Source organism: Kitasatospora sp. NPDC096077, assembly GCF_040303245.1.
Taxonomy (GTDB): Bacteria; Actinomycetota; Actinomycetes; order Streptomycetales; family Streptomycetaceae; genus Kitasatospora.
This window is the reverse complement of record NZ_JBEOSV010000041.1, coordinates 69,681-83,645: the sequence shown is the minus strand read 5'-3', so window position 1 is coordinate 83,645 and position 13,965 is coordinate 69,681. Positions and strand designations below refer to the sequence as shown.

General features: G+C 74.8%; 11 protein-coding genes. 6 read left to right on the top strand and 5 right to left on the bottom strand.

Annotated elements, in window-relative coordinates:
• The 3 genes from ABTZ03_RS28955 to ABTZ03_RS28945 all read left to right on the top strand — a co-directional run.
• The coding region (locus ABTZ03_RS28955) for an electron transfer flavoprotein subunit alpha/FixB family protein (RefSeq protein WP_350516044.1) at positions 1-381 on the top strand (381 nt) is incomplete at its 5' end.
• Positions 382-597: 216 nt separating this feature from the next.
• Positions 598-2,019, top strand: a complete 1,422-nt coding sequence (locus tag ABTZ03_RS28950; RefSeq protein WP_350516043.1) for an AMP-binding protein — start codon at positions 598-600, stop codon at positions 2,017-2,019.
• A 331-nt stretch (positions 2,020-2,350) separates the two neighbouring features.
• On the top strand, positions 2,351-3,271 hold the full coding sequence (locus ABTZ03_RS28945) for a C40 family peptidase (protein WP_350516042.1): 921 nt from the start codon (positions 2,351-2,353) through the stop codon (positions 3,269-3,271).
• Between the two features lie 73 nt (positions 3,272-3,344).
• On the opposite strand, the gene ABTZ03_RS28940 is transcribed toward ABTZ03_RS28945, so the two are convergent.
• Entirely contained in the window at positions 3,345-4,259 is a 915-nt protein-coding gene (locus ABTZ03_RS28940) for a ribokinase (protein ID WP_350516041.1), read from the bottom strand.
• A 405-nt stretch (positions 4,260-4,664) separates the two neighbouring features.
• Here ABTZ03_RS28940 and ABTZ03_RS28935 point away from each other — a divergent pair, with 405 nt between their 5' ends.
• Complete coding sequence (locus ABTZ03_RS28935) at positions 4,665-5,732, top strand: NUDIX hydrolase (RefSeq protein WP_350516040.1); 1,068 nt, start codon at positions 4,665-4,667, stop codon at positions 5,730-5,732.
• Positions 5,733-5,906: 174 nt separating this feature from the next.
• Entirely contained in the window at positions 5,907-6,737 is an 831-nt protein-coding gene (locus ABTZ03_RS28930) for a DUF4184 family protein (RefSeq protein ID WP_350516039.1), read from the top strand.
• On the opposite strand, the gene ABTZ03_RS28925 is transcribed toward ABTZ03_RS28930, so the two are convergent.
• Entirely contained in the window at positions 6,713-8,077 is a 1,365-nt protein-coding gene (locus ABTZ03_RS28925; protein ID WP_350516038.1) for a dipeptidase, read from the bottom strand. The two genes, ABTZ03_RS28930 and ABTZ03_RS28925, sit on opposite strands and share 25 nt — an antisense overlap.
• Positions 8,078-8,377: 300 nt before the next feature.
• Here ABTZ03_RS28925 and ABTZ03_RS28920 point away from each other — a divergent pair, with 300 nt between their 5' ends.
• Positions 8,378-9,571, top strand: coding sequence for a geranylgeranyl reductase family protein (locus ABTZ03_RS28920; protein WP_350516051.1), 1,194 nt, complete (start codon positions 8,378-8,380; stop codon positions 9,569-9,571).
• A 146-nt stretch (positions 9,572-9,717) separates the two neighbouring features.
• Here ABTZ03_RS28920 and ABTZ03_RS28915 read toward each other — a convergent pair whose 3' ends face one another.
• The 3 genes from ABTZ03_RS28915 to ABTZ03_RS28905 form a co-directional block, all read right to left on the bottom strand.
• Positions 9,718-11,988, bottom strand: coding sequence for a glycosyl hydrolase family 18 protein (locus ABTZ03_RS28915; RefSeq protein WP_350516037.1), 2,271 nt, complete (start codon positions 11,986-11,988; stop codon positions 9,718-9,720).
• Between the two features lie 351 nt (positions 11,989-12,339).
• Positions 12,340-12,747, bottom strand: a complete 408-nt coding sequence (locus tag ABTZ03_RS28910; RefSeq protein WP_350516036.1) for a RidA family protein — start codon at positions 12,745-12,747, stop codon at positions 12,340-12,342.
• Positions 12,748-12,878: 131 nt separating this feature from the next.
• Positions 12,879-13,706 (bottom strand): ATP-grasp domain-containing protein, encoded by an 828-nt coding sequence (locus ABTZ03_RS28905; protein WP_350516035.1) that lies wholly within the window; start codon positions 13,704-13,706, stop codon positions 12,879-12,881.
• Between the last annotated feature and the right edge of the window lie 259 nt (positions 13,707-13,965).

The window sequence follows — 13,965 nt, the reverse complement described above, 5'->3', positions numbered from 1 at the left end:
CCCGAGCTGACCGAGGCCGCCATCGTGGTCTCCGGCGGCCGCGGCGTCGGTGCCGCCGAGGGCTTCGGCGTGGTCGAGGAGCTCGCCGACGCCCTCGGCGCGGCCGTCGGTGCCTCGCGCGCCGCCGTCGACGCCGGCTGGTACCCGCACAGCAACCAGGTCGGCCAGACCGGCAAGCAGGTCTCCCCGCAGCTCTACATCGCGGCGGGCATCTCCGGTGCGATCCAGCACCGGGCCGGCATGCAGACCTCGAAGACCATCGTGGCCGTCAACAAGGACGCCGAGGCCCCGATCTTCGAGCTGGTGGACTACGGCGTGGTCGGCGACCTGTTCGCGGTGCTGCCGCAGCTGACCACCGAGGTGAAGGCCCGCAAGGGCTGATCCCCCGGTCGGCAGGACCGGAGGGCGTGGTACCGGGTGCTCGGTGCCGCGCCCTCCGCCGTCGTGTCCGCCGCGATCCCGCTGACCCGCGGGTATCCGCCTGCCCCGGCGACCGTCTGCCGGTGGCGCCCGGCCGGCCCGTAGAGTCGGCCCGACGTCGGCCGGGCGCGTGAGCGTCCGGCGGGACCAGGGCGAGGACGAGGCGAGGACGGAAGCATGGCACTGCTGACGGCACTTCAGGGCGGCCACGGCGACGCGGCGGACGCGCTGCGGATCGACGGGCGGGCACTCTCCCGGGAGGAGCTGCTGGGCGCGGCGGTCGCGGTGGCCGACCGGGTGGCCGGGGCGCCCGCGCTGGCGGTGCTCGCCCGGCCCACCGTGGAGACGGTCACCGCCGTGGTCGGCGGTCTGCTGGCGGGCGTTCCGGTGGTGCCGCTGCCGCCCGACTCGGGCCCCAAGGAGCGCGAGCACATCCTGCGCGACTCGGGTGCGGCGCTGCTCGCCCACGCCGTCGGGGAGGAGGTGCCGGAGGGCCTGTCGGTGGCGGCCCTGCCGGTCGACCCCGCCGAGCGCTCGGCGACCACGTACGCCGAACCGGCCGCCGACGCGACCGGCTTCGTGCTCTACACCTCCGGTACCACCGGCGCGCCCAAGGGCGCGGTGATCCGGCGCGCGGCGATCGCCGCCGACCTGGACGCGCTCGCCGCCGCCTGGCAGTGGACCGCGGAGGACACCCTCGTCCACGGCCTGCCGCTGTTCCACGTGCACGGACTGCTGCTCGGCGTGCTCGGCGCCCTGCGCACCGGCAGCCGACTGGTGCACACCGGCCGGCCCACCCCGGAGGGGTACGCGGCGGCGGGCGGCAGCCTGTACTTCGGCGTGCCCACCGTGTGGTCCCGGCTGGCGGCGGACCGGGAGGCGGCCGCGCGGCTGGCCCCGGCCCGGCTGCTGGTCTCCGGCAGCGCGCCGCTGCCCGTACCGGTGTTCGAGAAGCTGGCGGCACTCACCGGCCACGCCCCGATCGAGCGCTACGGGATGACCGAGTCGCTGATCACCGTCAGCACCCGGGCGGACGGCGAGCGGCGCCCCGGCAGCGTCGGACTGCCGGTGGAGGGGGTGCGCACTCGACTGGTCGGCGAGGACGGCGAGCCCGTCCCGTACGACGGGGAGAGCGTCGGGGAGCTGCAGGTCAGCGGCCCCACGCTGTTCAGCGGCTACCTCAACCGGCCGGACGCGGACGCCGAGGCCTGGACGGCGGACGGCTGGTTCCGCACCGGGGACGTCGCGGTGATCGGGGCGGACGGCTTCCACCGGATCGTCGGCCGCGCCTCGGTGGACCTGATCAAGAGCGGCGGCTACCGGATCGGCGCGGGCGAGGTGGAGGCCGCGCTGCGCGACCACCCGGCGGTCGCCGACGCGGCGGTGGTCGGCGCGCCGGACGAGGACCTCGGACAGGCGATCGTCGCCTACGTCGTCCCGGACGGCGCCGTGACGGGGGAACAGCTGACGGCCTTCGTGGCCGAGCGGCTCTCGGTGCACAAGCGGCCGCGGCGGGTCGTGCTGGTGCCCGAACTGCCCAGGAACGCCCTGGGGAAGGTGCTGAAGAAGCAGTTGCTCGGGGAGGCCGGCGGCCGCTGATGAGGGGGCGTCGGGACACGCCGACGGTGACGGGTGTTCACCCTGATGCGCCGTCGGCGCCCGCCGTCCGGGAAACCTTCCTTTGGCGCACTCCACTGCGCGCAGTGAGCGGACGCGTGCCTAACGTGACACGCAGGCAGAACTGAATCCCCGGGTGACATGCCGTGGCTTCCGGTCGCAGGGCCGGGACCGCGGCGGGTCGGACCGGGATCTGCCGAGCGTACGAACCGGCGCGACCGGGGCGTACCGCGTGTCCGCAGCAGTTTCCGCAGCCGCCCGTCCGGCGGCCGTACGCCGCAGTGCGTTCGCAGCAGTGAAGGAAGTCAGCAGGATGACCACCGTCAACACCGGCGCGCCGGATGCCGCCGACGAACCGACCGGGCAGCACGCCCCCGCCACCGCCGTCCGTTCCGCCACCGCCGTCCGTCCCTCGCGGGCCGCGCGGGTCCGCCGGGGGATAGGCATGGCGGCCGTGATCGCGGTCGGCGTGGGGGCCATCGGCCTCGGCACCGGCGTGAGCCCCGCCGCGGCGGAGCGGGCGCCGGCGCACGCCGGGTGGGACGGCTCGCGGTACTGGTTCAAGAACAGCCAGGGGCAGTGGCGCTGGACGACGCACTACAGCGTGTACCTGGCGCGGACCAGCGGGAAGTCGGCTCCGAAGTCCTCCGCCAAGTCCTCGTCGAAGTCCACCTCGAAGTCCTCGAACGGTGGGATCACGCAGGGCTGGGACGGCTCGCGGTACTGGTTCAAGAACAGCAAGGGGGAGTGGCGCTGGACCTCCCACTACGACATCTACCTGCAGCGCACCGGCGGTTCCTCCGCCGGGTCGTCCGGCTCCTCGTCCGGTTCCTCGGGCGGCTCGTCGGGCGGTTCGTCCGTGGCGGCGGACCGCAACGTCGAGACCGCGGTGGAGTACGCGCTCGCCCAGCTGGGCAAGCCGTTCCGGACCGCGGGCAACGGGCCGGACGGGTACGACTGCTCGGGCCTGGTGCAGCAGGCGTTCAAGCGTGGCGGCATCAAGCTGCCGCGGGTCGCCAACGACCAGTACGCCGCCACCACGCCGATCAAGGCGAGCCAGCTGCGCCGCGGCGACCTGCTGTTCTGGTCGCCGAACGGCACCAAGCGGGGCATCCAGCACGTGGCGATCTACCTGGGCAACAACCAGTACGTGGAGGCCGCGCGGCCCGGGACGCTGATCCGGATCTCGGGGATCAGCAGCGGGTACTACCCGGCGTACATGGGTCGGCCGTAGCGCCTTCCGTCGTCGTGCCCGTGGGCGGGGCGCCCGGACCAACCGGCCCGGGCGCCCCGCGTCCGCCGAGCGTTCAGAGGTCTTCCGGGCGGGGGAGCGCGCCGCGGGCGCCGAGCGCGGTGACGGCGAAGGCCCCGGCGGCCACGGCGGTGGCGGCAGCGGCGGGCAGGTCGGCGCCGCGGGCGAGCCGGGCGGCGAGCGCGCCGCAGAAGACGTCGCCGGCGCCGGTGGTGTCGACCACCCGAACGGCGGGCGCGGGCAGTCGGGTGAGCGCCCCGTCGCTGACGACCAGTGCGCCGTCGCCGCCGAGGGTCACCACGGCTCCCTCGCCCTGCCGGGCGAGCGCGTGGGCGGCCTCCACGGCGGTCGCGGCGCCGGTGAGCTGACGGGCCTCGACGGCGTTGGCGACCAGCAACGGGCGGCGGCCGGTGGGACCGGGGCCGGGCAGCTCGCCGGCCGGGGCGGTGTTGTGCAGCCACCGGGTGCCGCCGCGCGGGCCGGCGGCGGGCAGCGCCGCGGCGGCGGCGCGGACGCACTCCGCGGGGACCTCGTTGCTGGTCAGGACGACGTCGACCGGGAGCAGACGGAGCCGGGCCAGGGCGGCGGTGACCTGGTCCGGGGTCAGCCGGGCGTTCGCGCCGGGGAGGACCACGATGCTGTTCTCGCCGCCCGGGTCGACCATGACGATCGCCTGACCGGTGGGCGCGTCGGGGTGCGCGTGCACGGCGCCCGTCTCGACCTGCGCGCCGCGTAGATCCGCGAGCGCCGCTTCGCCCTCCGCGTCGCGCCCGACCGCGGCGACCAGGTGGGTGGCGGCCCCCATCCGGGCCGACGCCACCGCCTGGTTGGCGCCCTTGCCGCCGAACCCCCGGGCGGCGTCGATGGCGAGCACGGTCTCGCCGGGGGCGGGAAGTACGGGGCAGCGCAGGATCCGGTCGGTGTTGACCGAGCCGATGACGACGACCCGGCCGGCGGGGAGCAGCTTCATCGTTCCTCTGTACGCGGCGGTGTGCGGGCCGTGCAAGCGGTGCGGGGCAGGACGGCAGGGGAAGTGGTGTGAGGGAGGACGGCAGGGGGAGCGGAAGGGCGCAGGGGCGGCGCGGACGGCGTACGGGCGGGGCGCGCACAGGAAGTCGGCCGGTCCGACTTCCTGTGCGCAAGCGGTGGTGGCAGGGTGCGGCTTTGATGTCGGCCGGTCCCCATTTTTCCGTACCGGGCCCGTGGCCTGGGCACATGCCCCTGTCAAGGGGCGGGCCGGGGCGCGCGGGCGGGCGCGGCGAGCAGTTTTGGGGAGCGGCGTGGCGCGGGTACCACCACGGGTGGCGCTGGTTCGGCCGACGGGGGCGCTGCCCGGTGCGAACGGCATCGGGGCAAGTCGAGGGCAGGGGACGTTGTGATCGTCTGGGTCAATGGCACATTCGGGGCGGGCAAGACGAGTGCCTGCCGCGAGTTGGTGGAACTGCTGCCCGGGAGCGTGCTCTTCGATCCCGAGCTGGTGGGCTTCGGACTGCGCCGGATGCTCCCGGCCGACCGACTGGCCACGGTGTCCGACTACCAGGACCTCGCGGCCTGGCGGCGGTTGGTGCCGGAGACGGCGGCCGCGCTGCTCGGCGAGGTCGGCGGACCGCTGGTGGTGCCGATGACCCTGCTCAGAGAGGACTACCGGGACGAGATCTTCGGTGATCTCGCCGCGCACGGGATCACGGTGCACCACTTCGTGCTGGATCCAGAAGAAACGATCCTGCGTGACCGCATCGCGCACCGCGAGGAGTGCCCCGGCGATCCGGAGGCCAGCGAGCGGGTCCGCGCCTGGTGCCTGGAGCACCTGCCCCGCTACCGGGCCGCCCGCCGCTGGCTGGTCGGCGACGCCCGGATGCTCGACACCGGCGCGCTCACCCCGCGCGAGACCGCGCACCGGATCGCCGAGCTGGTCCGGGTCGGCGACGCGCGCTGCCCGATCGTCCAGTCCCCGGACCCCACCGGGGACACCGTGGCCTCGGCCGTGCTGTTCTTCGACGAGCAGGACCGGGTGCTGCTGGTCGACCCGGTCTACAAGCCCGACTGGGACTTCCCCGGCGGCGTCGTCGAACGCGGCGAGGCCCCCACCGACGCCGCCCTGCGCGAGACCGCGGAGGAACTCGGCCTGCGGCTCGACCCCACCGTGCTGCGCCTGCTCGCCGTCGACTGGGAGCCGCGCACCGGCCCGCGCCGTGGCGGCCTGCGGCTGATGTACGACGGCGGGCTGCTGGACGACGCCGGACAGCAGAACCTGCTGCTGCAGCAGGAGGAGCTGCGCGGCTGCCGGTTCGTCACGCTGGACGAGGCGGCCGACCTGCTGCCGCCGAGCCGCTACCGGCGCCTCGCCGCCGCGCTGGAGGCCCGGCGCAGCGGGGAGCTGCGGTACCTGGAGGCGGGGGCCCGGGTCGCGCTCGGGCTGGCGAGTACGGCGGACGCCGCGTAGCGACGGGGCGTGGAACCGGGCGGTGGGGCGGCCGGTCCGCGAACCGGTCGGTCGGTCGGTCGGTCGGTCCGCGAACCGGGCGGTCGGGCGGTCGGGCGGGTGCGGCGGCGGGCGGTCGCGCGGGGGTGTGGACCCGGTTGGTGGGGCGGCCGGTGCGGGCGTCAGGATGGGGGCATGCCGTTCACGTTGAGCCATCCCGCCGCCGTCCTGCCCCTGCTGCGCGCCGCCGGGGAGCGCGGGCCCCTGGTGGCCTCGGCACTGGTGGCCGGGTCGATGGCGCCCGACGTGCCGTTCTTCGCCGAGTCGCTGCTGCCCGGGGTGTACCGGCACGGCGGGCTGACGCACGCCTGGTGGGCCGTGCCGACCGTGGACGTGGCGATCGCCGGCGCGCTGGTGGCGGGGTGGCACGGGCTGCTGCGGGCGCCGCTGGTGGGGCTGCTGCCCGAGCGGTGGGCGGGCGGCGTGGAGGCGCTGACGGTCCGGCGGGGCCCGGGAGACGGGGCCTCCGGTGTCCGGGGCGCGGACGCGGCCTGGTTCGCGGCCTCGGCGGCGGTCGGCGCGTTCACCCACGTCGGCTGGGACGCCTTCACCCACGGCGGCCGGCTGGGTGCGCGGCTGCTGCCCGTACTGGACCGGCAGGTGGCCGGGGTCGCGGTGCACGAGGCGCTGCAGTACGGGAGTTCGGCGCTCGCGCTGGCCGCGCTGGGCGGTTGGGCGGCGCGGACGGTCCGGGCGGTCGAGCCGGTGCGCCCGGCGGTGCGGCTCGCGCCGCGGACCCGGCGGGTGGCGGTCGCCGCGCTGGGTGCGGCCACCGCGGCCGGGGTGCTGCACCGGCTGAGCCCGCTGCGGCGCAACATCGTCCCGGAGGTGTGCTTCGGCGCCGGTGCCGGGCTCGCGGTGGGCGCGGTCGGCTACGCGGCGGTGGTCGCGGCCGCCCGCCGCTGGCGTGGCGGGCGGCCCGGGACCGGCGCGAACTCCCGTCAGACGGCGCGCAGTTCGGCGTAGCGGCGGAGGAACAGGGCCTCGGTGAGGGCCATCCGCTCCAGCTCCAGCGGGTCGACGCTCTCATTGACGGCGTGGATCTGGGTGGTCGGCTCCTCGACGCCGATCAGCACGATCTCGGCCTGCGGGTAGAGCGTCTGCAGGGTGTTGCAGAGCGGGATCGAGCCGCCCTCGCCGGCCGTGACCATCGGGGTGCCGAAGGCCTCGGCCATCGCCTCGCCCATCGCCTCGTAGGCCGGGCCGGTGGTGTCGGCGCGGAACGGGGCACCGGTGCCCTTGCGCTCGACCGTCAGCCGGGCGCCGAGCGGGACCCGCGCCTCCAGGTGGGCGACCAGGGCGTCCTGGGCGGCGTCCGCGCTGGTGCCCGGGGGGACGCGCACGCTGATCAGGGCCTTGGCGGCGGACTGCACGGAGTTGGTGGCGCCGATCACCGGCGGGCAGTCGATGCCGAGGACGGTGACGGAGGCGCGGGCCCACAGGCGGTCGGCGAGGGTGCCGGTGCCGGTCAGGGCGACGCCGTCGAGCACCTTGGCGTCGGCGCGGAACTGCTCCTCCGGGTACTGCACGCCCTCCCAGGTCCGGTCGGAGGCCAGCCCGGGGACCGCGACGTCGCCGTTCTCGTCGTGCAGCGAGGCGAGCACCCCGATCAGCGACTGCAGTGCGTCCGGGGCGGCGCCGCCGAAGGCACCGGAGTGCAGATTGCCGGCCAGCGTGGTGATCGAGGCCTCGACCACCGTCATGCCGCGCAGCGAGGCGGTCACGGTCGGCAGGCCGGGGGCGAAGTTGCCGGTGTCGCCGATCACGATGGCGTCGGCGGTCAACAGCTCGGGGTGGGCCTCGGCGTAGCGCTCCAGGCCGCCGGTGCCCTGCTCCTCCGAGCCCTCCACGATGATCTTCAGGCTGACCGGGTAGCCGTCCCCGTACACCTGGCGCAGCGCCCGCAGGGCGGTCAGGTGCATCAGGATGTTGCCCTTGCAGTCGGCTGCGCCGCGCCCGTACCAGCGGCCGTCACGCTCGGTCAGTTCGAAGGCCGGGCTGTCCCAGCCGGCCTCGTCGAGCGGGGGCTGGACGTCGTAGTGGGAGTAGAGCAGGACGGTCGGGGCGCCCTCGGGGCCGGCCAGCTCGCCGTAGACGGACTGGGTGCCGTCCGGGGTGTCCAGCAGCCGGATGCCGGTCAGGCCCTCGGCGGCGAAGGCCTCGGCGACCCACTGCGCGGCCTTCTGGCACTCCTCGACCGGGAACTGGCGCGGGTCGGCGACCGACGGGAAGGCGACCAGCTCGGCGAGGTCGGTGCGGGCACGGTCCATCAGGGACCGGACGGCGTCGGCCAGGGGCTGTGACATCGGGGCTCCGGAAGGGGCGGTCCGCCCTGGGGGTGGTGCGGGCGGAGTACGGTCGGTTGGGGTACCGCCGATCATAGGCGGAGTCCCTGGGGGAGCTTCCGGGGAGCTCGCGGGTCGGTGGGTGGTGCGGCGTCCCGGCCGGTGGCCGGACGCATAGGATTGGTCGACGTGACTGACTCCGGAAGCCCCGATTCCCGTAGCCCGCTCGACGAGGACGGCCCGTTCGACGGCCCGCTCGACGGCCGGCCCGACAGCGGGCCGGACAGCCCGCTCGACGCTCCGTCCGAAGGGAGCGGTCCGCTGGCGGCGGCGTCCCGGCCGCAGGACGGCGTCTGGGACGTCGTGGTGGTCGGCGCCGGACCGGCCGGGGCCTCGGCCGCGCAGGCCGCCGCCGCGCAGGGCCGCCGGGTGCTGCTGCTCGACAAGGCCGAGCACCCCCGCTACAAGACCTGCGGTGGCGGCATCATCGGCCCCTCCCGGGACAGCCTGCCGCCGAACTTCGAACTGCCGCTGCAGGACCGGGTGTCGGCCGTCACCTTCGCCTACGACGGCCGGTACACCCGCACCCGCCGCGCCAAGCGGATGCTGTTCGGGCTGGTCAACCGGGACGAGTTCGACCTGCGCCTGGTGCAGTCCGCCAAGCAGGCCGGGGCGGTGCTGGTCACCGGGGTGACCGTCACCGGGGTCGAGCAGCGCGGCGGCGAGCACCGGACGGCGCTGGTCACGGCGGCGGACGGGCGCACCTTCGAGGCCCGCGCGGTGGTCGGCGCGGACGGCAGCGCCAGCCGGATCGCGCGGCACGTGGGCGTCACCTTCGACCAGATCGACCTCGGCCTGGAGGCGGAGATCCCGGTGCCGCCGCAGGTCGCCGCCGACTGGTCGGGCCGGATCCACCTCGACTGGGGCCCGCTGCCCGGCAGTTACGGCTGGGTGTTCCCGAAGACCGAGACCAGCAGCCTGACCGTGGGCGTGATCTCGGCGCGCGGCGACGGCGAGCAGACCAAGCAGTACCTCGCCGACTACATCCGACGGCTGGGCCTGTCCGGCTTCACCCCGCGGGTCGAGTCCGGGCACCTGACCCGCTGCCGGGCCGAGGACTCGCCGCTCTCCCGCGGCCGGGTGCTGGTCGCCGGGGACGCGGCCGGGCTGCTGGAGCCGTGGACCCGCGAGGGCATCTCGTACGCGCTGCGCTCGGGCCGGCTGGCCGGCGAGTGGGCGGTGCGGGTCGCCGAGGCGGGGGACGCGGCGGCGGTGCGGCGCGAGGCGCTGAACTACGCGTTCGCGATCAAGGCCGGGCTGGGCGTGGAGATGCGCGCCGGCAAGCAGCTGCTGGGCGCCTTCGAGCGTCGGCCGTACCTGTTCCACGCGGCGGTCTGCCTGGTGCCGGCGGCCTGGCGGGCGTTCGCCCGGACCACCCAGGGGCACACCAGCTTCGCCCAGGTGCTGCGGCAGAACCGGGCGGCGCGCAAGCTGATGGCGATGGCTGCGCGGTAACGTGCGGGTCGCGCTTGCGGGTTGCGGGTTGCGGGTTGCGGGTTGCGGTGACGGTCCGGGCCGGCGCCCCCTCCGACGGGATCGGGAGGGGCACCGGCCCTGGTTCGCCCAGTCACCTCGTGGAGGTGGCCGTTTGGGGCCGGGGGTCAGTGGAGCCCGGTGTCGATGGCCGTCATCAGGCTGCCGGACGGAGTGTCGCCGGACATCTCCCAGATCATCCCGCCGAGCAGGTTCTTCGACTTGAGGTAGGCCGTCTTCTGGGCGATCGACCAGGCGTCGTCGAAGGTCCACCACTGCCCGTTGGCGCCCGTGTAGCCGTACGTGGCAACGGACTTGGGGTCGTGGTAGACGGTGAGGCCGGGTACGCCCGTGATGAGGTTGTTGTACCCGCGGGTGCCCGCCTCCTCGGCGAACTGGCCGGGCGCGGCGCCGTTCGCACTCTGCCAGGCGCCGTTGGCGCCGCCGTCCGCCACGCCCTGCCAGCCCCGTCCGTAGAACGGGAAGCCGATGGTCAGTTTGCGCGGGTTGACCCCGGCGTTGAGGTAGGTCTGCACGGCCGTGTCCACGCTGAAGTGGAAGGGATAGGGGTCGTTGGGGTCCTGGTAGAGGTTGGAGGCCTGGCCGGTGCGGTTGGGCTCCCAGGAGTTGTCGCTGCCCGAGCCGTGGAAGTCGTAGCCCTGGACGTTCGCGATGTCGAGCGAGTTGAAGACGTTGCCGAGGTCCCAGCCGGCCGCGACCTTCGCCGGGTCGGCCGGGGTGAAGGCGGTGAGCAGCTTGTGCGGGCCGCCCAACGCGTCGAGCTGCTTGCGGAATTCGGCCGCCAGCAGGGTCAGGTTGGCCTTGTCGTTGGCGCTCCAGTGGTTGCCCGGGTGGCCGTCGCCGGAACCGGGCCACTCCCAGTCGAGGTCGATGCCGTCGAAGATCCCGGCCGCCGTGCCGTCGCCGCCGGCGCCGTTGTAGGCGGGCAGGTTGCCCCTGATCCAGGTGTCCACGCAGGACTTGACGAACTTCTGCCGGGAGGCGTCGGTGGCGGCCGCGTCGGAGAAGTACTTGGAGTACGTCCAGCCGCCGAGCGAGACGACCACCTTCAGGTTCGGGTACTTGGCCTTGAGCTTCTTCAACTGGTTGAAGTTACCCCGGAGTTTGCCCCAGCCGTCGTCGGCGACGCCGTCCACGGACTGGTCGGCGCTCATCGGGCGGGCGTAGTCGGCGTCCGCGTCGCCGGCACCGGTGCCCTGGTCCGGGTCCTCCGGGTTGCTGCTGGTGCCCTTGGTGACGCCCGCGAGGCAGGTCAGGTTGACCGGATCGATGTTCTCGAAGGCGTAGTTGATGATGTCGAGCTTGCCGGCGCTGCCCGAGGTGTCGAGGTTCTTCACGAAGTACTGGCGGCCGTAGATGCCCCACTGGACGAAGTAGCCGACCCGGGCGTACTTCCCGGCGCCGACGATGTCCGCGGTGGTCACGGCGAGTGGGGTGGAGGCGGGTGAGGTGTTGTCGGCGGGGTCCCGGGCCTTCACCGTGAAGGTGTAGGCGGTGGACGGCGAGAGGCCGCCGACGGCCGCGGTCAGGGTGCCGCCGCCGACCGTCGTGACCAGGGTGGTGCCCCGGTAGACGTCGTACGCGGCGACCCGGACGTTGTCGGTGGCGGCGTCCCAGGCGAGCGTCACGTCGGAGGAACCGACCGCCGTGGCACGGAGGTTGGTCGGTGCGGTCGGCGGGACGGTGTCGGTGGACGGGTCGAAGGTGGCGGCGGTGACGGGCGCGCTGAGCGGGCCGGTGTTGCCGCGGCTGTCCTTCGCCCGGACGGCCAGGGTGTACGAGGTGGCCGGGGTGAGCCCGGTGACCAGGGCGTTGGCGGTGGGGCTGGAGGCGAGCACGGTGGTGCCGCTCAGCACGTCGTAGGAGGCGACCGGGAAGTCGCCGCCGGTGGCGGCCGGCCAGCTCAGCGTCAGGGTGTGGGCGGTCGGGTCGGTGACGGTGGGGGTGCCCGGCGCGGACGGCGGGACGTCGGGGGTGCCGTCGCACTTGTCGCCGTTGATGCGGCAGTTGAGCGGGGTGGAGACCGGGCCGTTGCCGACGAACCAGAAGCTGTACGGCTCGGTCGTGCTGTGGGCGTTGACGGTCGCGTTGTAGTAGGCGGCGGTGGCGGTGACGTGCCGGCCGTTGACCGTCGCGGTGCCGTTGGTGGTGTTGCCGATGGTGACGCCGGCCGGGAGGTCGAACTCCAGGGACCAGCCGGAGACGGCGGTGTCGTTGTCGTTGTGGACGATGTACGTGCCCTGCCACCAGGAGCCGTTGTCGGTGGTGGCGAAGGTGGCGGTGAGCTTGCCGGCGGCGCTCGCGGGAGCGGCGAGCGCGGTCAGTGCGGCGAGCGGGAGGAGCAGGACGGCCAGCAGCGTCAGCAGTCTGCCGCGCATGCGGGGGCGTCCCGCCCGGGATCGAGCGGACATGGTTCTCCCTGTGGCTGTGGGGGTTGGACAGGGTGGCGTAGAACCGGCGGTGATCCGTGGGCGATCGATGCCCGCGCCGTGGGGAGGCGGGGCATGGGCACTGTAGGAGGACTGGACCAATGCGTCAACAGGTCTGTACCACTGGGGAGTTGAGGCGGCTCCGGGGTGGGTGGGCGGCGGCCGGCCCGGCGATGGGTCCCGCCGTCCGGTGGGCGGGACGGCGGGACGGCGGGAGGCGCGGCTGGTCGCCGGGTGAGCCGGGTCGGCTCGGTGTGTCGGGTCAGATTGGTGAGCCGGCTCGGTGGGTCGGGTGGGACGTCACCGTTCCTGGACGACGGCCATCGCCTCGATCTCGATCAGCACCTCGGGGCGGAACAGCGCCGCGACCTGCATCGCCGAGGCCGCCGGCAGCGGCAGATCACCCAGGTACTCGTCGCGGGCCTCCCGGATGGCCGAGAGGTAGCTGATGTCGGTCATGAAGAAGGTGAACTTGACGACGTCGGAGAAGTCGGCCCCGGCGGCGGCCAGGCAGCGGCGCAGGTTCTCGAAGACCTGGCGGGCCTGGGCCTTGGGGTCGCCCGCGCCGACCAGGTTCCGGTGCTCGTCGAACGCGACCTGACCGGAGACCTGGACCAGCCGGCCGCTGCCGGTGACGACGTGGGTGTAGCCGGTTCCGGGGGCGACGCCGGGCGGTTCGGTGATGTGGGTGAGGTGCGTGGTGGTCATGGTGGACGATCGTGCGCCATCGGCCGTCGGTGCCGCAAGCGTCGACCGCTCCCGGCCGGTGCCGAACCGGCAGGTGAACGCACGATCGGCAGGTGAGCGTCCAACCGGCCGGTGAGCGTCCAACCGGCCGGTCAGTGCACCACTTCGGGCAGCTCGCGGAGGAACGGCATGTCCTCGACCGGGAGTTGGGCCGCCGGACCGGAGGAGCGCAGCACCACGTCCAGGACGTGGTCCGGCTCGGCGGCGTAACCTCCGCTGGCCCAGGCCGCGTTGGCCTCGACCACCGCCCAGCCGTGGTCCGTCCGCCCGACGTCCACCACCACCGCGCTCGGCAGCGGCGCCCGCCCGGCCGCGGCGGCCAGCACCTCGCGGGCGAAGGCCAGCACCTCGGGACCGTCCGGCCCGAGCGGCGCGACGGCGAGGTCGCCGTCCACCGCGTAGCGCGAGCCGGTGCGCACCGTGCCGTCCAGGACGAACAGCCGGTACTCGGTGCGGAACCGCACCACCTCGCTGACCAGCACCGGGGTGTCATCGTCCAGCAGTTCGGGCCCGGGCAGCGCCCCGCCGTCCGGGTAGACCCGGGCGGCGAACAGCTTGTCGGCCGGCGGCTTGACGAACGCCGGCCCGCGCAGCGTACGGGCCTCGGCCAGCGTGGCCGCCGACACCCGTCGACCGGTCAGCGCGCGCGGCAGTCGGGCGAGCCAGTCCTCGGCCGGCTCCAGCAGGGCGAGGCCCAGCTCCCGGCCGACCGCGTCGGCGAACAGCGGCCCGCCGTACACGTGCACCGCCGCGCCGAGCAGCTCGCGCGGCGCCCGCCAGGAGGCGGCGGTGTGCGCCCGCAGGCCGCGCAACCCGGCGGCGGTGCGCAGCTGCAGGCCGGTCTCGTTGATCCGTGGGGCGAGCAGCAGGACCGGGGTGTCGGTGGTCGCCGTGCTCGGGTCGATGGTCGGGCCGCTCATGCCGACCATGCTGCCCGCTGGTCGACGGCCGCCACCAGCGGTTTTCGGTCCGGCCGCGGCAAGGTCCGCGCCACCGGCGGCCGGACGGCCCCCGCCACCGGTCGGCGAGCGGCTCTGGCCGAGGGGCGGGTGGGCGTGCCAAAGTCGTGGGGGGGGGGGGGGGGGGCGCCCGCCCCCCCCCCCCCCGCCCCCCCCCCCCCCCCCCCAAACCCCCCCCCCCCCCCCCCCACCACCCCCCCCCCCCCCCCCCCAGCGCCCC

What these genes read in the sequence shown, in the direction of transcription:
- ABTZ03_RS28950 (WP_350516043.1), top strand. Translation starts at nt 598, where the DNA reads ATGGCACTGCTGACGGCACTTCAGGGCGGCCACGGCGACGCGGCGGAC.
- ABTZ03_RS28945 (WP_350516042.1), top strand. Translation starts at nt 2,351, where the DNA reads ATGACCACCGTCAACACCGGCGCGCCGGATGCCGCCGACGAACCGACC.
- ABTZ03_RS28940 (WP_350516041.1), bottom strand. Translation starts at nt 4,259, where the DNA reads ATGAAGCTGCTCCCCGCCGGCCGGGTCGTCGTCATCGGCTCGGTCAAC.
- ABTZ03_RS28930 (WP_350516039.1), top strand. Translation starts at nt 5,907, where the DNA reads ATGCCGTTCACGTTGAGCCATCCCGCCGCCGTCCTGCCCCTGCTGCGC.
- ABTZ03_RS28925 (WP_350516038.1), bottom strand. Translation starts at nt 8,077, where the DNA reads ATGTCACAGCCCCTGGCCGACGCCGTCCGGTCCCTGATGGACCGTGCC.
- ABTZ03_RS28915 (WP_350516037.1), bottom strand. Translation starts at nt 11,988, where the DNA reads ATGCGCGGCAGACTGCTGACGCTGCTGGCCGTCCTGCTCCTCCCGCTC.
- ABTZ03_RS28910 (WP_350516036.1), bottom strand. Translation starts at nt 12,747, where the DNA reads ATGACCACCACGCACCTCACCCACATCACCGAACCGCCCGGCGTCGCC.
- ABTZ03_RS28905 (WP_350516035.1), bottom strand. Translation starts at nt 13,706, where the DNA reads ATGAGCGGCCCGACCATCGACCCGAGCACGGCGACCACCGACACCCCG.